Here is a 21,929-nt window from a genome sequence, read left to right as displayed (position 1 = left end):
TTGCCTCACCCGCCCGCGGGCAGTTCCCGCAAGGGGACGCCCATGTCGCGCCAGGCTTCGGCGTGGCAGGTAAACAGCAGCACCTGGTGCCGCGAGGCGGCGTCGAACAGGGCGCGCTTGACCAGGTCGCGCCGCGCGTCGTCGGCATGGACCAGCGCGTCGTCCAGCACCAGCAGCGCGGGCCGCCCGGCCTGCGCCAGCAGGTCGGCGTACGCCAGGCGCGCCAGCACGCCCAGTTGCTCGCGCGTGCCGAAACTGAGCGCATCCAGCCCATCTTCCAGGCCGCCGCGCCGCAGCGCCACCGGCATCAGCGTCTCGTCCAGGCGCCATTGCGCACCCGGGAACAACAGGGCCAGGTAGTGCTGCAGGCGCCGGGCCAGGGGTTCGAGCAGACGCTGGGTGGCGGCGGTGCGCTGTTCGTCGAGCAGGCGCCACAGCAAGTCCAGCGCCTCGGCGCGTTCGACGTATTCGGCGCGCCGCCGGGCCAGCCGCTGCAGGTCGGCCTCGGCCACCAGCAACTGCTCTCCCAGCCCCTGGGCGCCGGCCTGCTCCAGGCGGCCCTGCAACTGCAGCAACTCGCCATGGCGGCGATGCTGGGCGTCGCGCTCCAGCGCGGCCGAACGTTCGTAGCGCCGCAGGTCCTGTTCGACCAGTTCGGGCTGATGCGCCGCCAGCGCCGCGCCGGCCTCCTTGGCGCGCCGGGCCAGGCTGTCGCGCACGGCGCGCGCCTCGACCAGGCGGGAGCCCCGCTGGGCACGCTGCGCGCTGCGCTGCTCGCCCGCGTAATCCTGTTCGCGCGCCTGCCATTGGGCCTGCAGCAATTGCGCGCGGGCGGCCTGGGCGTCCAGTTCGGTGCGCGCCGCCACCGCTGCCCGCGCGCCATGCTCGGCGGCCTGCTCGGCCGCGCGCAGCGCCTGCCGGATTTCGGCCAGCGGCGGCATGTTCTCCGCGGGCGCCGGCGGCAAGGCCTGCAGGCGCGCCTGCAACTGGTCGTGGCGCCGGGCCGTGGCGGCCTGCTCGGCCTGCAAGGCCGGCACACCGTCGGGCGCCTGGATGCGCAAGGCCTTGCGCGCCATGTCCAGGTCGCGCCTGGCCTGCTCGCTGGCCGCCAGGCGCGCCTCGGCGCCGGCCAGGTCGGGCACGCCCAGCTTGCCGAGCAGCGCATCGCGTTCGGCGCCGCATGCGCGCAGCTCGTCGAGCACGGCCGGCAGGTCGCGTCCGCCGGGCAGGATTTCCAGCTCACCCACACCCTCTATGCGCACGCGCGCGGCGCTGGTGATCAGCACCTGCGCATCGCCGGCCAGCGCCACGCCGTCGAGTTCGACCTGTCTGCCGGGCAGCAGCCGATGGTGCAGGCGCGTGGCCATCGCGCGCTGCTGGGCGCGTAACTCATTGAGCAGGCGTTCCTGCTCGCGCAGGCGCCCGACGGTATCCGCGTCGATGGCCGACTCCGCCAATTGCGCCTGGTAGCCGGCGACCGCGGCGGCCAGTTCCGCGGCCTGCCGCAAGGCCTGTTGCTGGCGCTGCGCGTCGGCCTGCAGGCGGGCCAGCTGCTCGGCCAGGTCGCCCCGCTCGGCGCCGGCCTGCGCGCTGGCCAGGCGTTCGCGCCAGTGCGCCACCTGGGCAGCCAGCTCGCCCTGCCCGGCCTGCGCGCGTTCGAGCGCGGCCCGGGCCGGCTCCATGGCCTGCTGCGCCGCCTGCGCGTCGTTGCGCAACTGCGCCAGCGCCTCGGCGTCATGCTGGTCGCGCCCGACCTGCTCGGTCAGCAGCGCCAGCGTCTCGCCGGCCTGCGCCAGTTCGCGCTGCAATTGCTCCAGGGCCTGGCGTTCGCGCGCGATGCCGTCCAGGCGCTGGCGCGCCTGCTCGGCCCGCTCGGCCAGCGCCTGCCAAGGTTGTTCGCGCTGGGCCCGTTCGTACTCGGCGCGCAGCCGCGCCAGCCGGTCGACATCGTCGTCGATCTGGCGCTTGGCGGCGGCCAGTGTCTCGCATTGCGCGCTGGCCCGCGCCCAGGCTTCCTCGGCTTCCTTGTAGGCCCCCTTGGGCTTGCCGCCGCGCGCATCCAGCAAGGCGGCGCGCTCGGCCGCCACGCGCTCGAACAGGCGATCGCCATCGGTGGCGGCCAGCTCGCCCGACACCTCGGTCAGCGCCGCGCGCACGTGCGTGCCGGCATGGCCGGCCGGCGCCAGCAGGGTCTGCCCTTCGCCCTGCTGGATCCACAACAGGCCCGGCACTCCGGCGTGCTCGGGCCGGCTCAGGCCGCGGCCCGCGAATTCGTAGCCCAGCAGCCGCGCCAGCAGATTTTCGGCCTCCTCGCCTTCATGGCGCTGCGCGCCGCCGTCAATCAGCAGTTCGCAGCGCGCGCGGTGCAGGAACTGCTTGCGCAGCGAATACTCGTGCCCGTCGTGCGTGAAGTCCACCGTCACCGCGGGGCGCGCGTCCGGCATGTCCCAGGGCGCCAGGTCGGCCAGCGGCTTGTTGGTGGCGTAGCGTTCCAGGAAGGCGGCGCGCAAGGCCGCGACGAAGGTGCTCTTGCCCGCCTCGTTGGGGCCCACGATGATGTTCAGGCCGCCGTCCAGGTCTTCCAGCGCGACAGGCTGGCGGAATTTGCGAAATGCCTCCAGGGCGATGCGGCGCAGCTTCACGACGCGCCCTCCGCCAGTTCGCGCTGGTATTGCAGCAGCAGCCGCAGCGCCGCGCGCGCGGTGGCGGCCTGCGCGCCGTCGGCCTGCATGGCCTGCAGGCGCGCGGCGGCCGCGCCCACGTAGCCATCGACCGAGAGCGCGGCCAGGTCGGCCGCATCCGGCTCCAGCACCAGTCCGGCGCTGTCGGCGACCAGCGCGCGCACGCGCGCCGCGGCGCGCTCGACATCGCCGCGCAACGCGTCCCAGCGCGCCAGCGACAGCGCGCCGTGCAGTTCCAGGCGCAGCACGTCGCCGGCCCGCAGGCTTGCCAGGCGGTGGCCCAGATCCTCGGCATCGGAAGCCAGATCAAGCCGTTCGACCCAGTGCGACCAGCGATACCTGCCGACCTCCAGCTGGCGCACCTGCGGCGGCGCGCCGGGCGCCGCCACCTCCACGAGCAGCGCGTACCCCGGCGCATTGCCGCGAAAGCGGTCCGGCTCGGGCGTGCCGGCATACCAGGTGCGTTCGTCGATGCGCAGGCAGCCGTGCCAGTCGCCCAGCGCCAGGTAGTCCAGCCGGGCGCGCTGCGCGCGGTCCGGCGCGATCGGATTGGCGGCATCGGCCTGCTCGGGCAGCCGGTCGGCCACGCTGCCATGCGCCAGCCCCACGCGCACCAGGCCCGCGGCGCTGTCCATGGTGTCGAACGCGGCGGTCACATCGTCATAGGTATGGCGCTGCGTCAGCGGCGCCGCCAGCACGGCCAGCCCCGCCCGCGGCAGCTCGAGCACGGTCGTGCCCTGCGGAACGTGGACGTTGGCCCCGATGCAATCGAGCCGCCGCGCGCGCGACCAGACGCTGTCGGCCAGCGCCGCATCGTGATTGCCGGCGATCAGCACCCACGGCCCCTGGTAGGCCTGCATGGCGCCGAACAGGCGCCGGATCGTGCGATCGGAAACGCTTTGCGTATCGAAGACGTCGCCGGCCACCAGCACGGCGTCGACGGCCAGTTCGCTGGCCTGGGCGGCAATGCGCGCCACGGCCTCCAGCCGCGCCTCGGCCAGCACGGCCGCGTCATCGCTGTCGAACTGGCCGTACTGGCGGCCGATCTGCCAGTCCGCGGTATGAATGAATCGGGTCACGAAGCTCCGGTCGGGCGCGCGCCGCGCCTGTCGTCATGCCCGGATTGTGGCACAAGCGCCGGCGCGCGCCGGCGGCTCAGGCGGCGTTGTGCTGCGCGCGCGCCACGCCGCCGCCCGCCGGCCCGCCGACGGTGTAGCGCGACAGCGCCAGGTCGTCGGCGCGGATGGCCGGCTGGCGCCCGCATACCTGGTCGGCCACCAGTTGGCCCGACCCGCAGGCCATGGTCCAGCCCAGGGTGCCGTGGCCGGTGTTCAGGAACAGGTTGCCGTACTTGGTGGCGCCGATGATGGGCGTGCTGTCCGGCGTCATCGGCCGCAGGCCGGTCCAGAACTCGGCCTGCCCGACCGCGCCGCTGCCGGGGAACAGATCATTGACGACCAGCTCCAGGGTCTTGCGGCGCGCCTCCTTCAGGCGCAGGTCGAAGCCCGCCAGCTCGGCCATGCCGCCGACGCGGATGCGCTGGTCGAAGCGCGTGACCGCGACCTTGTAGGTTTCGTCCAGGATGGTGGAAACCGGCGCGGCGGACTCGTCGGTCATGGGAATGGTGAGCGAATAGCCCTTGACGGGGTAGACCGGCAGGTCCAGGCCCAGCGGACGCAGGAACCCGCGCGTATAGCTGCCGAACGCCGCGACGTAGCGGTCGGCGGCCAGTTGCTCGCCGCCCACGCGCACGCCGACCACCTGGTCGCCGCGCACGTCCAGCCCCTCGACCTGCTGGTCGAAGCGGAACCGCACGCCCAGCGCCTTGGCCTTCTCGGCCAGTTGCAGGGTGAAGCGCCGGCAGTCGCCGGTTTCGTCGTTGGGCAGGCGCAGGCCGCCGGCCAGCTTGTCCAGCGCGCGGACCAGCGCCGGCTCGGCCGTCGGCAGGCGGTTGCGGTCGAGCAACTCGTACGGCACGCCGCATTCCTCGAGCACGGCGATGTCGCGCCGCGCGGCTTCCATCTGCGCGGCGGTGCGGAACAACTGCAGCGTGCCCTGGGTGCGCTGCTCGTACTGAATGCCGGTATCGGCGCGCAGGGTGCGCAGGCAGTCGCGGCTGTATTCGGCCAGGCGCAGCATGCGTTCCTTGTTGACGGTGTAGCGGCCGGCCGAGCAATTGGCCAGCATCGCCGCCAGCCAGCGCCACTGGTAGAAACTGCCATCGGCGCGGATGGCCAGCGGCGCGTGTTTCTGGAACATCCACTTCAGCGCCTTGAGCGGGATCCCGGGCGCCGCCCACGGCGTGGAATAGCCGGGCGACACCTGGCCGGCGTTGCCATAGCTGGTTTCGTCGGCGGGACCGGCGCGGCGCTCCAGCACCGTGACCTGCGCGCCCTGGCGCGCCAGATAGTAGGCGGTCGTCGTGCCGATGACGCCGCTGCCCAGGACGATGACGTGCATAGAATCTCCCACACTCTTTTACATACGTGAATTCCCGTAGTCTAGGAGGCCATAGGCAGCGATAATCACTAAAATAACCCCAACGAACCAGCTTTATCACTGGGCACCGTGGGTTTTCTTACCTTTGGAAGTGAAATGCGCGAACTGGACCGCATCGATCGCAAAATCCTCGATATTCTGCAACGTGAAGGGCGTATATCCATTACCGAGCTGGCGGAGAAAATCAGCCTGTCGGCCACGCCCTGTTCCGAGCGCGTCCGGCGCCTGGAACGCGAAGGGGTGATTACCGGCTACCATGCGCGCATCAATCCGGCGGCGCTGGGCAAGACGCTGCTGGTGTTCCTGGAAATCCGCCTGTCGGCCAAGTCCGGCGATGTGTTCGACAAGGTCAAGCAGGAACTTCTGTACGTGCCCGAGGTCATGGAATGCCATCTGGTCTCGGGCGACTTCGATTACCTGGTCAAGGCGCGGCTCTCGGAAATGAACGAATACCGCCGCTTGCTGGGCGAGATTCTCAAGCGCCTGCCCGCTTCGGCGGAATCGCACAGCTACGTGGTCATGGAAGAAATCAAGGAAACCCTCTACCTGCCTGTGGACCGCTGAATCGCGCAGCCCGCCCTGAATCAGGGACACTTCACTGTTTTTCTGTACCATTCCGTGCCGTATTTCATTTCATGCCCGTCGTCCGCGCCCGCCGGCGCGGCGCAGGAGCCCCATCCATGAGTCGTTTGTACCGATATTTCTTCCGCGGCCTGATCACCGTCCTGCCCATCGCGCTGACGCTGTATCTGCTGTTCATTTTCCTGGCCTGGACCGAAGCGCTGGCGCTTACCCTGCTGCGTCCGTTCATCGGCAGCTTCTACATCCCCGGCATGGGCCTGGCGCTGGGCATTCTCGGCATCCTGGCCATCGGCTACCTGGTGTCGAAACAGCGCGTGCAGCGCTGGCTGCTGCTGCTGGAAATGCCGTTCACCAACCTGCCGGTCGTCAAGAGCATTTATTCGTCGCTCAAGAGCTTCGCCGATTATTTTTCGCCCAGCGCCAAGACCAGTTCGCAGCAGGTCGTGATCCTGCGCATGCCGGGCAACCCGCTGGAGCTGGTGGGCCTGGTCACCCGCCGCACCGTCGACGGCCTGCCGGCCGGATTCACGCAGGGCGAGCGCGTGGCCGTCTACCTGCCCATGGGCTACATGATCGGCGGCTACACCGTGTTCGTGCCTACCGAGTGGGTGCATCCGATCCAGATGTCGGTGGAGGAAGCGATGCGTTCATCCCTGATCGCCTGGATGGCGCGCGCCGAGAACGGCGCGGCCAGCGGCACGGCGGCCACGCCGCCGACGCCGCCCGCGCCCCCGGCCCCGCCGGCGGCGGGCGGCCCGCTGGCCTGACCCATCCCCCTGGGCGGCGCCGATCGGCGCGCCGCCTCTTGCGGATTTCGCGCCGATTGGCAATGATTGCTTCCCGCGCCGGGCCCCTCCGGCGCCACGACGGCTCGGGGAGCCTATCCATGTCCACCGCAGCGCCCGTTACGGGCGGCATTCTGATCGCATGCGCCGCTGCCGCGGCCGACGCCAACCGGCAAGCACTCCTGCAATATGTCCATGGCCTGGGCCTGGCCGACGCCGTCTCGCTGGCCTGCGTCCGGCACGGCGAAAGCGCCGCCCTGTCGATGGCCCTGGCGCCGGCGTTCCAGGCGCGCCATGCGCCGGGCCACGACACGACCGGCATCGCCGCCTCGCTGGGCTTGCGCCCCGGGCAGGACAGCGGCGACCTCGAACGCGAGATCCTGCTCGCCATCCTCGCCAGCCCGGTGGCCTTTGCACTGCCCGACGCCGCCGAGCTGGCCTCGGCGGTGCGCATCCGCCGCCACATCGTGCAGGCGGCGCGGCGCACCGCCCTGGCCTTCGACACCGAGCAGGCCGAGCGGCCGGAGGACGACTGGGTCTACGACGAACAGCGCGGCTTCACCGTGCTGCCGGGCCACCCGCTGGTCGAGGCGCTGCGCAAGGCCACCCAGCCCGACGAGTCGGGCCGGCTGTATTCGTTTTCCTGTTACCGCGCCACCGAATACGTGACCGTGCTGGGCATCGCCCAGGAGCTGCAGGCCTGCAACCCCGAGCTGGCCGCGCGCCTGCAGCGCCAGTGGGAAACCCGCGCGGTGATGTCCGGCCTGTTCCACGACACGTTCCTGCGCGAGTACGGCTCGCTGCAGGACCCGCTGCCGCCGCGCTACTACGTGCCCGGCGACCGCCTGTGGTTCCGCAACCCGGACGAGCACTCGTCCAACGTCGAAGGCTACGAAGGCTCGTGGGTGTTCTACCTGGGCTCGGGGCTGTTCAACAACTTCTGGAAGCGCGACCAGCCGTACACGCTGGCCGGCAAGTGCGTGGAGATCTACCACTGGCGCCACGGCGCGCGCCGCAACGAGGCAGGCAAGCTGATCATCGACGAATCCATCGTCGAGGCGCGCGTGCACGCGACCATGGCCGACCCGCAGGCGACCGCGCGCGTGCTCGAACGCATGGTGCGCATCCGCGATCCCCAGGGCGTCTACGCCGAGGGCGGCTGCATCGACGCCACGCGCGAATGCGCGCGCTGGGTCGGGCCGGGGCATGCCGATATCGTGCTGCCCGACTTCCCCCGGCCCGCCTGACTCAGCGCACCTTGCCCTCCTTCCAGGCCTGCAGCAGCTTTTCATACGCGATGGTCTGGCCCTGGGGCTTTTCGTTGGCCAGCTTCTTCCATGGCGCATGCTGGTCCGACAGCCACTTGGCCGGATCGCTCTTGGGGTTCAGCTTGGGCGCGCACTGCGCCATGCCGGCGCGCTCCAGACGCGCCAGCACCTGATCCATTTCGTTGGCCAGCGCGTCCATGGCCTGCTGCGGCGTCTTCTCGCCCGTGACGGCGGTGGCCACGTTCTTCCACCACAGCTGCGCCAGCTTGGGATAGTCGGGCACGTTGTTGCCGGTGGGCGTCCACGCCACGCGCGCCGGACTGCGATAGAACTCGATCAAGCCGCCGTAGTTGGCCGCGTTCCTGGTGAAGAACTCGCTGTTGATGTCGCTGTCGCGGATGAAGGTCAGGCCGGTGATGGACTTCTTCAGCGACACCGTCTTGGACGTCACGAACTGCGCGTAGAGCCACGCGCCGGCCAGCCGGTTGGCGTCGGTGGACTTGAAGAAAGTCCACGAGCCGACATCCTGGTAGCCGTTCTGCATGCCGTCTTTCCAGTACGGTCCATAGGGTGACGGCGCCATGCGCCATTTCGGCGTGCCGTCTTCGTTGACCACCGGCAGCCCCTTCTTGGTCATGTCGGCGGTAAAGGCGGTGTACCAGAAGATCTGCTGGGCGATCTGCCCCTGCGCCGGCACCGGGCCGGATTCGGAAAAGGTCATGCCGGTGGCCTGCTGCGGCGCGTACTTCTTCATCCAGTCCACGTACTTGGTCAGCGCATAGACCGCGGCCGGGCTGTTGGTGGCCCCGCCGCGCGCCACCGAGGCGCCCACCGGCGTGCACTTGTCGTCGGCCACGCGGATGCCCCATTCGTCGACCGGCATGCCATTGGGCAGGCCCTTGTCGGCCGCGCCGGCCATCGACAGCCAGGCGTCGGTGAAGCGCCAGCCCAGCGACGGATCCTTCTTGCCGTAGTCCATGTGGCCATAGACCCGCTTGCCATCGAGCTCCTTGACGTCGTTGGAGAAGAATTCGGCGATGTCCTCGTACGCCGACCAGTTGGTCGGCACGCCGAGTTCGTAGCCGTACTTGGCCTTGAACTTGTCCTGCAGGTCCTTGCGCGCGAACCAGTCGGCCCGGAACCAGTACACGTTGGCGAACTGCTGGTCGGGCAGCTGGTACAGCTTGCCGTCGGGCGCCGTGGTGAACTTGGTGCCGATGAAGTCCTTCAGGTCCAGCCCGGGGTTGGTGTACTCCTTGCCCGCCCCCGATATGTAGTCCGACAGCGGCAGGATGGCGCCGTACCGGTAGTGCGTGCCGATCAGGTCCGAATCGGAGATCCAGCCGTCGTAGATGGACTTGCCCGACTGCATGGACGTCTGCAGCTTCTCGACCACGTCGCCTTCCTGGATCAGGTCGTGGTTGACCTTGATGCCGGTGATCTCGGTGAAGGCGCGCGCCAGCGTCTTGGCCTCGTACTCGTGCGTCGTGATGGTCTCCGACACCACGTTGATCTCGTTCACTCCCTGGGCCTTCAGTTTCCGGGCCGCGTCGATGAACCACTTCATTTCCGCCATCTGCTGGTCCTTGGACAGCGACGAAGGCTGGAACTCGCTGTCCACCCATTTCTTCGCCTCCGGCTCGCCAGCCCAGGCCGCCTGCGTCCCGATCAGGGCGATGGCGGCCGCCATGGCATGCATCCGCATTTTCATGACCTGTCTCCTCGATGCGCCTCCCCTGTCTTTGCTGCGGGACGCCGGGCCGGGGAAGGCTGGGCCGTTGTCCTGTAAGACCCCCAACGATTTTCCGGGGCAGCGGATGCGTGCCGCTACCCTTTGCGCATCACCAGCGCCAGCACCACCATCGACAACGCAAAACCGATCCAGACCGTAGGCGGCTCGTCCAGCGCGAACCACTCCATCGCCTTGCCGCCCAGCCCGACGTAGGCGAGATTGATCCACGCCGCGATCATCAGGCCGATGAACAGGCGGTCGCCACGCGTGGTGGCGATGGGCAGGAATCCCTTGCGCAGGCGCGTCGGCGCACGCAGCTCCCAGACCGTCATGCCCACCAGCATCAGCGCGATGCAGGTGAAGAACACCGCCACCGGCGTCGTCCATACCATCCAGCCGAACATGGCGCCTCCCCTCAAACCCGGCCCATCGCGAAGCCTTTCGCGATGTAGTGCCGCACGAACCAGATCACGATGGCGCCCGGCACGATGGTCAGCACGCCGGCGGCCGCCAGCACGCCCCAGTCCATGCCCGAGGCCGACACGGTGCGCGTCATGGTGGCCACGATAGGCTTGGCGTTGACCGAGGTCAGCGTGCGCGCCAGCAGCAGCTCCACCCAGCTGAACATGAAGCAGAAGAACGCCGCCACCCCCACCCCGGCCTTGATCAGCGGCAGGAAGATGGTGAGGAAGAAACGCGGGAAGCTGTAGCCGTCCACGTAGGCGGTCTCGTCGATCTCGCGCGGCACGCCCGACATGAACCCCTCCAGGATCCACACCGCCAGCGGCACGTTGAACACCAGGTGCGCCAGCGCCACCGCCAGGTGGGTGTCCATCAGCCCCAGCGAGGTATACAGCTGGAAGAAAGGCAGCAGGAACACCGCGGGCGGCGTCATGCGGTTGGTCAGCAGCCAGAAGAACACGTGCTTGTCGCCGATGAAGCGGTAGCGCGAGAACGCATAGGCGGCCGGCAGCGCCACCGCCAGCGAGATCACCGTGTTGATCAGCACGTAGATCAGCGAATTGATGTAGCCCGAGTACCAGGCCGGATCGGTGAAGATGGTGCGATAGTGCTCGACCGTGAAGTCGCTGGGCCACAGCGTCAGGCTGCCGAGGATCTCGGTATTGGTCTTGAACGACATGTTGACCATCCAGTACAGCGGCAACACGGCGAACAGCAGGTACAGCGCGAGAAAGATCCCGCGCCAGGAGGAACGGCGCTCAGCCATGGCGGCTCTCCTCGTCCAGCCCGCCGGCGGTGCCGGCGCGCTGCATCCAGTTGTACAGCACGAAGCACAGCAGCAGGATGATCAGGAAGTAGACGATCGAAAACGCCGCCGCCGGCCCCAGGTCGAACTGCCCCACCGCCTTCTGGGTCAGGTACTGCGACAGGAAGGTGGTGGCGTTGCCGGGCCCGCCACCGGTCAGCACGAAAGGCTCGGTGTAGATCATGAAGCTGTCCATGAAGCGCAGCAGCACGGCGATCATCAGCACGCCGCGCAGCTTGGGCAGCTGGATATAGCGGAACACCGCGAAGGCCGACGCGCCGTCGATGCGCGCGGCCTGGTAGTAGGCGTCCGGAATCGCGCGCAGGCCCGCGTAGCAAAGCAGCGCCACCAGCGGGGTCCAGTGCCATACGTCCATGACCAGGACGGTCAGCCACGCGTCCAGCGCGTCGCCCGTGTAGTTGTAGTCCAGCCCCAGCGCCGCCAGGGCCGCGCCCAGCAGGCCGATATCCGTGCGCCCGAACACCTGCCAGATGGTACCCACCACGTTCCAGGGAATCAGCAGCGACAGCGCGATGACGACCAGCACGGCCGAGGCCCGCCAGCCGCTGGCCGGCATGGCCAGCGCCAGCAGGATGCCCAGCGGGATCTCGATCAGCAGCACCGCCAGCGAAAAGCCGACCTGGCGCCACAGCGCGCCATGCAGTTCTTCGTCCTGCAGCACCGCGGCGAACCATTCGGTGCCCACGAAGACGCGCCGGTCGGGCGCGATGATGTCCTGCACCGAATAGTTGACGATGGTCATCAGCGGCAGAATGGCCGAGAACGCCACGCACAGCACCACGGGCAGCACCAGCAGCCAGGCCCGGTGATCGATTGGTTTCATCGGATCAGCTCCTCGTCGCGGTAAAAGCAGGTATGGCGATTGAGCACCGCCAGCCAGACCGTGTCGCCGGCGCCTGGCAGCGCCGCATCCAGCGGCAGGCGCGCCCGCAGCGCGATGGACTCGAACTCGGCGCCCAGCAAGGCATAGGTGCCGACGTCCTGCACTCGCGTCACCCGCGCCGGCAGCGCGCCGGGCGCGTGCGGGGCGGCCACGCGCAGGTACTCGGGCCGCACGCCCAGCTGGACCGGCCCGCCCTGCGCCAGCGCCTCGGCCTGGCTGGCCGTCAGGCCCTCCAGGCGTTGCGAACCGATGCGCAGCGCGCCGTCGCGCCATTCGGCCGGCAGGAAGTTCATGCCCGGCGAACCGATGAAATGCCCCACGAACGTATGCGCGGGCCGCTCGAACAGGTCGTCCGGCGTGCCCACCTGCACCGCGCGTCCGCGCGACATCACCATCACCCGCTCGGCGAACGTCAGGGCCTCGGTCTGGTCGTGCGTGACATAGATCAGGGTCAGCTTGAATTCGTGGTGGATTTCCTTCAGCTTGCGCCGCAGCTCCCACTTCAGGTGCGGGTCGATCACCGTCAGCGGCTCGTCGAACAGGATGGCCGACACATCGCTGCGCACCAGGCCGCGCCCCAGCGAGATCTTCTGCTTGGCGTCCGCCGTCAGGCCGCTGGCGCGGCGCTCCAGCACCGCCGACAGCTCCAGCATTTCGGCGATGCGGCCGACCCGCTCGCGGATATGCGCCTGCGGCACGCCCCGGTTGCGCAGCGGAAAGGCCAGGTTGTCGGCCACGGTCATGGTGTCGTAGACCACCGGGAACTGGAACACCTGGGCGATGTTGCGTTGCTGCGGCGTGCGGCCGGTCACATCCTGGCCGTCGAACAGCACCCGGCCCTGCGAAGGCCGCAGCAGGCCGGACACGCAATTGAGCAAGGTGGTCTTGCCGCAGCCCGACGGTCCCAGCAAGGCGTAGGCGCCGCCGTCCTCGAAGGTGAAGCGCAGCGGCAGCAGCGCGTAGTCGTCCTCGCCGCGCGGGTCGGCGCCGTAGGCATGCGCCAGGTCGAGCTCGATGCTGGCCATCAGCGCGCCTCCCCGGCGCGGCGCGGCGCCGCCAGCAGCGCGCCGTCCGGCCCGAAGGCGTAGCTGTCGGCCGGATCGAAATACAGCGTCAGGCGCGAATCCAGCGGATAGCGGTGCACGCCGGTCAATTGCGCCACGACCGGGCCGGCGGGCGTGCGCACGTGCACGAACGAATCCGATCCGGAGATCTCGGCCAGCTCGACCACGCCCGGCAAGGCCACGTCGGCGGCGCGCCCCTCGGTGCGGAACACCCCGGCGCGCAGCCCCGCCGTCAGCGCATCGTCGCCGGTCTCGGGCGGCGGCAGCGCGCACGGCACCGCCACGCCCGAGGCCAGCATGAAGCCGCCATTGGCGCGCCGCGCCGGGAACAGGTTCATGGGAGGGTCGCTGAAGGCCCGGGCCACCCGGATGGAATTGGGGCGATGGAAGACCTCGGCGGTCGGCCCGTATTGCAGCAGGCGGCCGGCATCGAGCACCGCGGTATGGCCGCCCAGCAGCAAGGCCTCGGCGGGCTCGGTGGTGGCATAGACCACGGTCGAGCGCCCCTGGGCGAACAGGCCGGCCAGTTCTTCGCGCAGGGCTTCGCGCAGCTTGTAGTCCAGGTTGACCAGCGGCTCGTCCAGCAGCACCAGCGGCGCCTCCTTGACCAGCGCGCGCGCCAGCGCCACGCGCTGCTGCTGGCCGCCGGACAGTTCGGACGGATAGCGATCCAGCAGGTGCCCGATATGCAGGCGTTCGGCCATGGCCCGCACGCGCGCCGGGATATCGGCGGCGCCGCGCAGGCGCAGCGGCGAGGCGATGTTGTCGGCCACCCGCATCGAGGGGTAGTTGATGAACTGCTGGTACACCATGGCGACGTTGCGCTGGCGCACCGGCACGCCGGTGACGTCGGCGCCGTCGACCAGCACCTTGCCCTCGGTGGGGCGGTCCAGCCCGGCCATGACGCGCATCACCGAAGTCTTGCCGGCCAGGGTCGCCCCCAGCAGCACGGTCATGGCGCCCGGCGCGGGCCGCAAGCTGAGCGGGTACAGGTGTACCTGTGACCCCGCGCGCAGTTGAATTCCGTCCAGAACCAGCTGCATCTCTCCTCCGGCAAACGCGGTACGATTGCTTTCGTTGCTTTCTTTGCGTTTTAACGAACAAGCGAAAGAAAAACAATCTTGCACTGCGTCATTATTTTTCGGTTTTGTTGTTTTATGATGCGAACATGACCCTCAATCCCAGACAAAGCGCCTTGGTCGAACTGGTTCGCACACAGGGCTCGGCCACCATCGAAGCGTTGGCGCGACATTTCGACGTCACGCTACAGACCGTGCGGCGCGACGTAAACCTGCTTTCCGAAGCGGGCATGCTGTCGCGCTTTCATGGCGGCGTGCGGATCGAGTCGTCGACCATCGAGAACATCGCCTACCGCAAGCGCCAGGGGCTGCATGCCGAGGGCAAGCGCCGCATCGCCGAGGCGGTGGCCCGCGCAGTGCCCGACGGCTGTTCGCTGCTGATCAACATCGGCACCACCACCGAGGCCATCGCGCGCGCCCTGCTGCGCCATCGCGGCCTGCGCGTCATCACCAACAACCTGCACGTGGCCGACATCCTGTCCGATAACCCGGATTGCGAAGTCATCGTGGCCGGCGGCGTGGTGCGCTCGCGCGACCGCGGCATCGTCGGCGAGGCCACGCTGGACTTCATCCGCCAGTTCAAGGTCGACATCGGCCTGATCGGCATATCCGGCATCGAGGCCGACGGCACCTTGCGCGACTATGACTTCCGCGAGGTGCGCGTGGCGCGCGCCATCATCGAACAATCGCGCGAGGTCTGGCTGGCCGCCGACAGCAGCAAGTTCCAGCGCCAGGCCATGGTCGAACTGGTGCACGTCTCGCGCATCCACCGCTTCTTCACCGACGCCCAGCCGCAAGAGCCGCTGGCCCAGGTGCTGCAGGACGCCGGCGTGCGCTGCGACGTCGCCGCGCAATCGGCAGGCGCCGCCACGGCCTGAACGCCCGCCCAGCCCTTTTCCCGCCCCGAACAGAATCCATGACCGCCCCTACCCTCGCTCCCATCGACCCGCCCGCGCGCGCGCGACTGCTTGCCGACCTGCAAGGCGCCCCTGATTGGGATGTCATCGTCATCGGCGGCGGCGCCACCGGCCTGGGCACCGCGGTCGATGCCGCCGCGCGCGGCTACCGCACCCTGCTGGTGGAGGCCGCCGACTTCGCCAAGGGCACCTCCAGCAAGGCCACCAAGCTGGTGCACGGCGGCGTGCGCTACCTGGCGCAGGGCAACATCAGCCTGGTGCGCGAGGCCCTGCACGAGCGCGGCCTGCTCAACCGCAACGCGCCGCACCTGGTGTGGCCGCTGGGCTTCGTGGTGCCGGCCTACAGCCTGCTGGACCAGCCGTTCTACGGCGTCGGCCTGAAGATGTACGACATGCTGGCCGGCAAGCTGAACCTGGCGCCCAGCCGCTGGCTGTCGCGCGGCGAAACGCTGCGCCACGCCGCCACCGTGGCCGAGCGCGTCAACGGCCGCGCCTTGCGCGGCGGCATCCTGTACTACGACGGCCAGTTCGACGATGCGCGCCTGGCCATCGCCCTGATGCGCACCCTGTACGACCTGGGCGGCGTGGCGCTGAACTACGCGCGCGCGGTCGGCCTGACGCGCACGGACGGCCGCGTCGACGGCGTGACCGTGGCGGACGCGCTGGGCGACCTGCGCGTCACCCTGCGCGCCAAGTGCGTGGTCAACGCCACCGGCGTGTGGGTCGACGCGGTGCGCCGCATGGACGACCCCGATGCGCAGACCATGGTGGCGCCCAGCCAGGGCGTGCACCTGACGCTGCCGCGCGACTTCCTGCCCGGCGCGGACGCCATCCTCATTCCCAAGACCGACGACGGCCGGGTGCTGTTCGTGGTGCCCTGGAACGGCCACACCATCGTCGGTACCACCGACACGCCGCGTACCGACCTGCCGCTCGACCCGCAGGCCGGACAGAGCGAAATCGACTTCATCCTTGCCACCGCGGCGCGCTACCTGAGCCGCAAGCCCACCCGCGCCGACGTGACCAGCGTGTGGGCCGGCCTGCGCCCGCTGGTCAAGGCCACCGGCGAAGCCTCGACCAAGTCGCTGTCGCGCGAACACACCATCGTGGTCTCCAAGGGCGGGCTGGTCACGGTCACCGGCGGCAAATGGACCACCTACCGCAAGATGGCCCAGGATGTGGTCGACACCGCCATCCAGCACAAGCTGCTGGCCGCGGCGCCGTGCCGCACGGCCGAGCTGCCGCTGCATGGCGCGCCGGCCGAGGGGCAGTCCAGCGGCGCGCCCCACGGCACGCCCGACAGCTACTACGGCACCGACCTGGCCGCGCTGCGCGCGCTGCCGGGCGCCGACCGCATGCTGGTCAAGGCCAGCGCCCTGACCGAGGCGCACGTGCGCTACGCCGCCCGCCACGAGCTGGCGCGCACCGTGGAGGACGTACTGGCCCGCCGCAATCGCGCCCTGTTCCTGGACGCCGAGGCCGCCGTGCTGGCCGCGCCCGAAGTGGCCCGCATCCTGGCGCAGGAACTCGGCCATGACGAAGCCTGGAGCCGCGCCACGCTGGCCGAGTTCGAAGCCGCGGCCGCGCACTACCGGCTGGCCTAGCCCCGGTAGTAAGCCTAGCCGTGGCCGTTGTCCAGCGCGGTCAGCATGGCGCGGGCGGCGCGCTCGGACGAGGCGGGGTTCTGCCCGGTGATGAGCAGTCCGTCGCTGACCACGTAGGCGTGCCAATCCTCGGCCTTGCTGTAGCGCGCGCCCAGGGCGACCAATTCGTCTTCCACCAGGAACGGCACCACCTCGGTCAGCTGCACGACCGCTTCCTCCGTGTTGCTGAAGCCGGTCACTTGACGGCCCGCCACCAGCGGCGCGCCGTCGGCGGCGCGGGCGTGCCGCAGCACGCCGGGCGCGTGGCACACGGCCGCCACCGGTTTGCCGCCGGCCAGGAAGGTCTCGATCAATGCGATCGAATGCGCGTTCTCGGCCAGGTCCCACAGCGGGCCATGCCCGCCCGGATAGAACAGCGCGTCGAAGTCGGCCGCGCGCATGTCGGCCAGCCGCGCCGTGCGCGCCAGTTCGCGCTGCGCCTGGGTGTCGGCCGCGAAGCGGCGGGTCGCCTCGGTCTGGGCGTCGGGCTCGTCGCTCTTGGGATCCAGCGGCGGCTGGCCGCCGGCTGGCGAGGCCAGCGTGACACGTGCGCCGGCGTCGACGAATACGTAATAAGGCGCGGCGAACTCCTCGAGCCAGAACCCCGTCTTGCGGCCGGTATCGCCCAGCCGGTCATGTGAAGTCAGCACCATCAGTATTTTCATGCGTCGCTCCTGGGGAAGAGGCAGTCCGCGGCATGGGCGGCCGGCCATGACCCGCCCATTACACCATCGGCCGGCGGCGCCATGGGACAGACACAAGAATTCTTACGCCTGCGGCGTATCATCGCCCTATCGAGCCTGCTCGCTTCACGGAAATCCGCCATGTGTCTTGCCGTCCTGGCCCTGCACGCCCTTCCCGGCCTGCCGGTGCTGATCGCCGCCAACCGCGACGAATTCCATGCCCGCCCCACCGCCGAGGCAGCGCGCTGGCCCGGCAGCCCCGCCCTATACGCCGGCCGCGACCTGCTGGCCGGCGGCACCTGGATGGGCGTCAGCGACCAGGGCCGCTATGCGGTAGTCACCAATTTCCGCGACCCCGGCAACATCCAGCCCGACGCGCCCTCGCGCGGCGCCCTGGTGGAAGCCTTCCTGCGCGGCGAGGCCAGCGCGCAGGAGTACCTGCACGACATACACGCCCGTGGCGCGCGCTACAACGGCTTCAACCTGATCGTCGGCGACGCCGGCGGCGCCTGGTACTGCAGCAACCGCGACGGCGCGCCGCGGCGCCTGGCCGATGGCGTCTACGCCCTGTCGAACCATTTGCTCGATACGCCCTGGCCCAAGCTGGCGCGCACCAAGGCCGCCTTCGAACGCATCATCGCCGCCACGCCGCAACCCGATCTGCCCGCGCTGTACGCGGCCCTGGCCGACCCCACGCCGGCGGCCGACCACGAATTGCCGGCCACCGGCCTCGCCCTGGAGCGCGAACGCCTGCTCAGCAGCCCCTTCATCGTCAGCCCCGACTATGGCACCCGCAGCGCCTGCGTCCTGGCGCTGCATGACGATGGCCGGGGCGAACTGCACGAGCGGCGCTTCCGTCCCGACGGCGCGATCGCCGGCCAGACCGACCTGGACTTCTCCTGGCGCGGCGCGCGCGCCGAACTTCACCGCGCCTCCTGTGTCTAAGTAGTTCCTATCAGGGCGCGCGGCCGGCCCTGCGCGCCCGCCTTACAGGAGAACTCTCCATGAACAAACGTCATGAACGCGCATGGATGGCGGCGGCGCTGGCCGCCGGCAGCATTGCGCTGGGCGGCGCCGCGCAGGCGCAAGGCGCGCTGCCCGCGGTGCAACAGCAAGGCAGTGTCCAATTCGTAACCGGCGGCGTCGGCCTGGACGAATCCGAGGCCATGAAGGCCGCCAGCAAGGACTATCCGCTGGCCCTGACCTTCGCGGCGCGCGGCGATGGCCGCAGCGGCCTGTACCTGGCCGATGTCTCGGTGCAGATCCTCGACCGTAGCGGCAAGTCCGTCCTCGATGCGAAAGCCGACGGCCCCTACCTGCTGGCCAAGCTGCCGGCCGGCACCTACCGCGTCAAGGCCACCTCGGGCGGCGTCGAGCAGACCCGCCAGGTCAGCGTGCGTCCGGGCAGCACCGCGCGCGCGGTGTTCGAATGGAAGGACTGAGGCCGCACCGGCGCCAAGGCGCGGCCGGCCCCGGACGGGGCCTGACGCCCAGGATCTGGGCATCAGGCCGCGGCCGTCAATTCGCGCGGATCCCGCGCTCGTCGATCAGCTTTTTCCAACGCGCGGTCTCGGACCGCACGAACTCGCCCAATTGCTCGGGCGTGCCGCCGGCGCCGTAGGCCCCGATGGCCGCCAGGCGCTCGCGCGACGCGTCCGAGCGCAGCACGTCGTTGACCGCCGCATTGATCTCGCCGATGACCGCGTCCGGCGTGCCGGCCGGGGCCATCAGCGAGAACCAGGAACTGACGTCGAACCCCTTGTATCCCAGCTCGTCCAGGGTGGGAACGTCCGGCAGCACGTCGGAGCGCTTGATGGTGGTGACGGCCAGCGCCTTGTACTTGCCCGACTTGATCAGCGGCTGGGCGGTGGGCACGACATCGAACATGAAATCGAGCCGGCCGCCCAGCATGTCCGTGATGGCCGGCGCGCTGCCCTTGTAGGGAATATGGTTGGCGGCCAGCCCGGCGCTGCTCAGGAAGTACTCGCTGACCAGGTGGGTGATGTTGCCGGTTCCCGCCGAGCCATAGTTCAAGCCGCCCGGCTGCGCCTTGGCCTGCTTCACGAATTGCGCGACGTCGTCGACCGGCGCCGAGGGCAGCGTCACCAGCACCGCCGGCGTCTTCGCCAGCAACACCACCGGCGCCAGCTCCGTGGCCACGTCGTAGCCGACCGGCCCCAGGCTGGGGTTGACCGTGACCGGACCGACCGAACCCAGCAGCAGCGTGTAGCCGTCGGGCTTGGCGCGGGCCACCGACTGGATGCCGATGGCGCCGCCGGCGCCCGCCTTGTTCTCGACCACGACCGACTGCGACCACTTCTCGGACAAGCCCGCCGCCACCGTGCGGGCAACGATGTCCACGGCGCCGCCCGGCGTGAACGGCACCACGATGGTCACGGGCCGTTGCGGAAACGAATCCGCCGGCGCCGCGCTCGCCAAGGCGCTGCCCAGCAGCAGCGCGGCCATCAGGCCTTTCTGCATCACTCTCACCCTTTTCTCCTTGTATGGTTTCCCGGATCAGCCGTCGCTCAGGCCGGCAGCCTGCCCGCCTGGACCAGCGCGGCCCGAACGCGCGCGCGCTCGGCGTCGCTCAGGTCGACCCACGGCAGGCGCACGCGGCCGCTGGGCAGGCGGCCCAGCATGACCAGCGCCTCTTTCATGCGCGTGTGCATGTCGAGCGTCGGTGCGCTGTAGAAGCAGCTGGCCATGGGATAGATCTGGTCGTTGATGGCGCGCGCGGCCGCCAGGTCGTTGGCCTGCACCGCCTCCCAGAGGGCGACATGCAGGTCCGCGTGCACGCTACCGGAACCCGACAGGATGCCGTTGCAGCCCAGCACGAGCGACGGCATGAGCCATGCGCTGTGCGTCGTCAGCACGTTGACCGGGCGCGGCAGCGATTGCAGCACACGGATGTTGCGCTCGTGCTCGATCGGATTGTTGCTGCGGTCCTTGATGGCCATCACCGACGGCACTTCCTCGGCCAGCTTGACCAGGGTGTCCAGCGGATGCGCCATGCCGGTCGAGGTCTCGTACTGGAAAACGATCAGCGGCAGGTCGGTGGCGTCGGCGATGGCCTTGTAATGGCCCAGCGTCATCTCGGGCAGCATGGCCGCCCCGCGCGCGAACACGGCGGGCGGGAACACCAGCAGGCAGGAAGCGCCGCCGGCCTCGGCCTGGCGCGCGATCCGCGCGGCGTCCAGCGGACCGTGCGCATACACGCCGTGCATCAACGGGACCTGGTCGCCAACCTCGTCGGCCATCACGTCCAATGCGCGGCGCTGCTCGTCGAGCGTGAGCCCCGGGATCTCCTGCGAGACGCCGTTGACGCAGAGCGCGGAAATGCCGCGCACCGACGCCAGCTCGCGAATATGCGCGCGCAGGGATTCTTCGTCGATGGAAAGGTCTTCGTTGAACGGCATCAGCGCCGCGGGGATCACGCCCGCGGGGACATAACCGGGAAATCTTGCTGCCATGAGTGCTCCTGGGTTTCCGAAAATAATGCACAAAACGCAGGCGGACTATAGGAAAATCGCCCAAGAGCCTCAATTGAATTGTCCACTAAGTAAACATGAAAAACAGTCCCGCATCGACCCCGCGCGATACCGCGCAATCTCTGCGCAGATCGATCGAAATCCTGAAGGCTTTGTCCGCGCCGATGAAGCGTGGGTTTTCACTTAGTGAACTATCGAGAATGACCGGCCTGCCGCACCCTACGGTGCTGCGGCTGCTGCGCCACCTGACCGGCCTGGGCATGGTCGCCTGGGATCCCGCGACCAAGATCTACCGGCTGGGCACGCTGACCTTCGAGCTGGGCCTGGCGGCGGCCGAGCATTGCGACATCCGGGGCCTGTGCGGCGATGCCCTGGACCGGCTGCAGGCCGAGACGCAGGACACCTGCTACCTGACCATGCGCAGCGGATTCGACGCCGTCTGCATCGACCGGCGCGAGGGCGCCTCGCCCATACGCGTGCTGACGCTGGACATCGGCAGCCGCCGCCCGCTGGGCGTGGGCGCCGCGGGGCTGGCCATCCTCGACTGCCTGCCCGAGGAAGAAGCGGAAACCGTCATCCAGGCCAGTGAATCCAAGCTGGACCGGTACAACCGCATGAGCACCGACATCATGCGCATGCTGCTGCACGAAACGCGCGAACGCGGCTATGCGGTGTGCGGCAACTGGGTCACGCTGGGCGTGACGGCGGTCGCCGTGCCGATCTGCATCGAGGACGGCCGGCCGATCGGATCGCTCAGCGTGTCCGCCGTGAGCCACAGAATGCCGGCCGACAGATGGCCCGACATCGCGCGCGCGCTGCAGCGGGAACTGCACGACATACACCGCAAGCTGCAGGGGCCGTCGAGCCGGCCGGGATACCACGGGTGAGCGCCGCGGCGCGGCGCCTGCCCTCGCCGGGGCAGGCGTCCGCGCGCAGCATGCTCAATGCCCGGCCAGCAGTATCGCCACGTTGACCAGCAGCGCGGCCAGCCATACCAGCGAGCGCAGATTGCCCCAGCCGCCGATGTACAGCGCCACATAGACCAGGCGCGCGACCAGCCAGGCGCCCATCAGCACATGCAGCGTGGCGGCGGGCGCCTGGGTGTACAGCGCGTAGAGCGTGGCGGCGAAGAAAAACGGCAAGGCCTCGAAGGTATTGGCCTGGGCCGAATTGGCGCGCGCTCGCCAGCCGTCCTGGCCAGCCAGCCAGGGGCGCGGATCGTTGTTGTCGTAGCGGCGGCCGCCGGCCTTGGCCGCGATCGCGGGAACCAGCGGCAGCAAGGCCGCCGCGAGCAGGAATGCTGTGGTTGCGTTCATGGAAGTCCTTTGCGGCGC

At 69.5% G+C, this 21,929-nt stretch carries 21 protein-coding genes; 8 read left to right on the top strand and 13 right to left on the bottom strand.

Features of this window, described 5'->3' with window-relative positions; translation table 11 throughout:
• Positions 1 to 5 precede the first annotated feature (5 nt).
• From CAL11_RS09190 to CAL11_RS09180, 3 genes are all read right to left on the bottom strand, one after another.
• A complete protein-coding gene (locus tag CAL11_RS09190) occupies positions 6 to 2,642 on the bottom strand; it encodes an AAA family ATPase (protein WP_086092736.1) in 2,637 nt (878 codons plus the stop codon).
• Positions 2,639 to 3,760: a metallophosphoesterase family protein gene (locus CAL11_RS09185; protein WP_086092735.1), complete on the bottom strand. Its 1,122-nt coding sequence runs from the start codon at positions 3,758 to 3,760 to the stop codon at positions 2,639 to 2,641. The genes CAL11_RS09190 and CAL11_RS09185 overlap by 4 nt, the downstream gene beginning before the upstream one ends.
• Positions 3,761 to 3,836: 76 nt before the next feature.
• Positions 3,837 to 5,141 (bottom strand): D-amino acid dehydrogenase, encoded by a 1,305-nt coding sequence (locus CAL11_RS09180; protein WP_086092734.1) that lies wholly within the window; start codon positions 5,139 to 5,141, stop codon positions 3,837 to 3,839.
• Between the two features lie 135 nt (positions 5,142 to 5,276).
• Between CAL11_RS09180 and CAL11_RS09175 the strand changes: the two genes are divergently transcribed.
• The 3 genes from CAL11_RS09175 (at position 5,277) to CAL11_RS09165 (ending at position 7,794) form a co-directional block, all read left to right on the top strand.
• The gene (locus CAL11_RS09175) at positions 5,277 to 5,744 is read left to right on the top strand and encodes a winged helix-turn-helix transcriptional regulator (RefSeq protein ID WP_003810957.1); all 468 of its coding nucleotides are present in this window, start codon (positions 5,277 to 5,279) and stop codon (positions 5,742 to 5,744) included.
• Positions 5,745 to 5,815: 71 nt separating this feature from the next.
• The gene (locus CAL11_RS09170) at positions 5,816 to 6,529 is read left to right on the top strand and encodes a DUF502 domain-containing protein (protein ID WP_086092733.1); all 714 of its coding nucleotides are present in this window, start codon (positions 5,816 to 5,818) and stop codon (positions 6,527 to 6,529) included.
• A gap of 119 nt (positions 6,530 to 6,648) precedes the next feature.
• Complete coding sequence (locus tag CAL11_RS09165; protein ID WP_086092732.1) at positions 6,649 to 7,794, top strand: hypothetical protein; 1,146 nt, start codon at positions 6,649 to 6,651, stop codon at positions 7,792 to 7,794.
• Between the two features lies 1 nt (position 7,795).
• Here the strand turns inward: CAL11_RS09165 and CAL11_RS09160 are convergent, their stop codons facing one another.
• From CAL11_RS09160 to CAL11_RS09135, 6 genes are all read right to left on the bottom strand, one after another.
• Positions 7,796 to 9,526, bottom strand: a complete 1,731-nt coding sequence (locus CAL11_RS09160; protein ID WP_086092731.1) for an ABC transporter substrate-binding protein — start codon at positions 9,524 to 9,526, stop codon at positions 7,796 to 7,798.
• Positions 9,527 to 9,642: 116 nt separating this feature from the next.
• A complete protein-coding gene (locus CAL11_RS09155; RefSeq protein ID WP_086092730.1) occupies positions 9,643 to 9,951 on the bottom strand; it encodes a DUF2160 domain-containing protein in 309 nt (102 codons plus the stop codon).
• Positions 9,952 to 9,962: 11 nt separating this feature from the next.
• Entirely contained in the window at positions 9,963 to 10,775 is an 813-nt protein-coding gene (locus CAL11_RS09150) for a carbohydrate ABC transporter permease (RefSeq protein ID WP_003810948.1), read from the bottom strand.
• Positions 10,768 to 11,658 carry a carbohydrate ABC transporter permease gene (locus CAL11_RS09145; RefSeq protein ID WP_033465749.1) on the bottom strand — a complete coding sequence of 297 codons (891 nt, stop codon included), beginning with the start codon at positions 11,656 to 11,658 and terminating at the stop codon, positions 10,768 to 10,770. Before CAL11_RS09145 ends, CAL11_RS09150 begins: the two co-directional genes overlap by 8 nt.
• Positions 11,655 to 12,743 (bottom strand): ABC transporter ATP-binding protein, encoded by a 1,089-nt coding sequence (locus CAL11_RS09140; protein ID WP_086092729.1) that lies wholly within the window; start codon positions 12,741 to 12,743, stop codon positions 11,655 to 11,657. Before CAL11_RS09140 ends, CAL11_RS09145 begins: the two co-directional genes overlap by 4 nt.
• Entirely contained in the window at positions 12,743 to 13,825 is a 1,083-nt protein-coding gene (locus CAL11_RS09135; RefSeq protein WP_086092728.1) for an ABC transporter ATP-binding protein, read from the bottom strand. The genes CAL11_RS09140 and CAL11_RS09135 overlap by 1 nt, the downstream gene beginning before the upstream one ends.
• A 125-nt stretch (positions 13,826 to 13,950) precedes the next feature.
• Here CAL11_RS09135 and CAL11_RS09130 point away from each other — a divergent pair, with 125 nt between their 5' ends.
• Both CAL11_RS09130 and CAL11_RS09125 read left to right on the top strand, forming a co-directional pair.
• The gene (locus CAL11_RS09130; RefSeq protein WP_167382474.1) at positions 13,951 to 14,739 is read left to right on the top strand and encodes a DeoR/GlpR family DNA-binding transcription regulator; all 789 of its coding nucleotides are present in this window, start codon (positions 13,951 to 13,953) and stop codon (positions 14,737 to 14,739) included.
• A 38-nt stretch (positions 14,740 to 14,777) separates the two neighbouring features.
• Positions 14,778 to 16,382 (top strand): glycerol-3-phosphate dehydrogenase/oxidase, encoded by a 1,605-nt coding sequence (locus CAL11_RS09125; protein ID WP_086092726.1) that lies wholly within the window; start codon positions 14,778 to 14,780, stop codon positions 16,380 to 16,382.
• A gap of 14 nt (positions 16,383 to 16,396) precedes the next feature.
• Here CAL11_RS09125 and CAL11_RS09120 read toward each other — a convergent pair whose 3' ends face one another.
• Entirely contained in the window at positions 16,397 to 17,086 is a 690-nt protein-coding gene (locus tag CAL11_RS09120; RefSeq protein ID WP_086092725.1) for a type 1 glutamine amidotransferase domain-containing protein, read from the bottom strand.
• 159 nt (positions 17,087 to 17,245) lie between these two features.
• Between CAL11_RS09120 and CAL11_RS09115 the strand changes: the two genes are divergently transcribed.
• Both CAL11_RS09115 and CAL11_RS09110 read left to right on the top strand, forming a co-directional pair.
• Positions 17,246 to 18,049, top strand: coding sequence for an NRDE family protein (locus CAL11_RS09115; protein ID WP_167382473.1), 804 nt, complete (start codon positions 17,246 to 17,248; stop codon positions 18,047 to 18,049).
• Positions 18,050 to 18,108: 59 nt separating this feature from the next.
• Positions 18,109 to 18,546, top strand: coding sequence for a carboxypeptidase-like regulatory domain-containing protein (locus tag CAL11_RS09110; RefSeq protein ID WP_086092723.1), 438 nt, complete (start codon positions 18,109 to 18,111; stop codon positions 18,544 to 18,546).
• Between the two features lie 76 nt (positions 18,547 to 18,622).
• Here CAL11_RS09110 and CAL11_RS09105 read toward each other — a convergent pair whose 3' ends face one another.
• Complete coding sequence (locus CAL11_RS09105) at positions 18,623 to 19,585, bottom strand: Bug family tripartite tricarboxylate transporter substrate binding protein (protein ID WP_033465764.1); 963 nt, start codon at positions 19,583 to 19,585, stop codon at positions 18,623 to 18,625.
• Positions 19,586 to 19,632: 47 nt separating this feature from the next.
• Positions 19,633 to 20,577: a dihydrodipicolinate synthase family protein gene (locus CAL11_RS09100; RefSeq protein WP_086092722.1), complete on the bottom strand. Its 945-nt coding sequence runs from the start codon at positions 20,575 to 20,577 to the stop codon at positions 19,633 to 19,635.
• 95 nt (positions 20,578 to 20,672) lie between these two features.
• Between CAL11_RS09100 and CAL11_RS09095 the strand changes: the two genes are divergently transcribed.
• Positions 20,673 to 21,482: an IclR family transcriptional regulator gene (locus CAL11_RS09095; RefSeq protein ID WP_086092721.1), complete on the top strand. Its 810-nt coding sequence runs from the start codon at positions 20,673 to 20,675 to the stop codon at positions 21,480 to 21,482.
• Positions 21,483 to 21,536: 54 nt separating this feature from the next.
• Here the strand turns inward: CAL11_RS09095 and CAL11_RS09090 are convergent, their stop codons facing one another.
• On the bottom strand, positions 21,537 to 21,911 hold the full coding sequence (locus CAL11_RS09090) for an MAPEG family protein (protein ID WP_086092720.1): 375 nt from the start codon (positions 21,909 to 21,911) through the stop codon (positions 21,537 to 21,539).
• Positions 21,912 to 21,929: the final 18 nt, after the last annotated feature.

It is taken from the genome of Bordetella genomosp. 6 (assembly GCF_002119705.1).
Classification (GTDB): domain Bacteria; phylum Pseudomonadota; class Gammaproteobacteria; order Burkholderiales; family Burkholderiaceae_B; genus Bordetella; species Bordetella bronchiseptica_F.
Note: the sequence above shows the minus strand (reverse complement) of the source record. Positions and strands in the feature narration are given on the sequence as shown.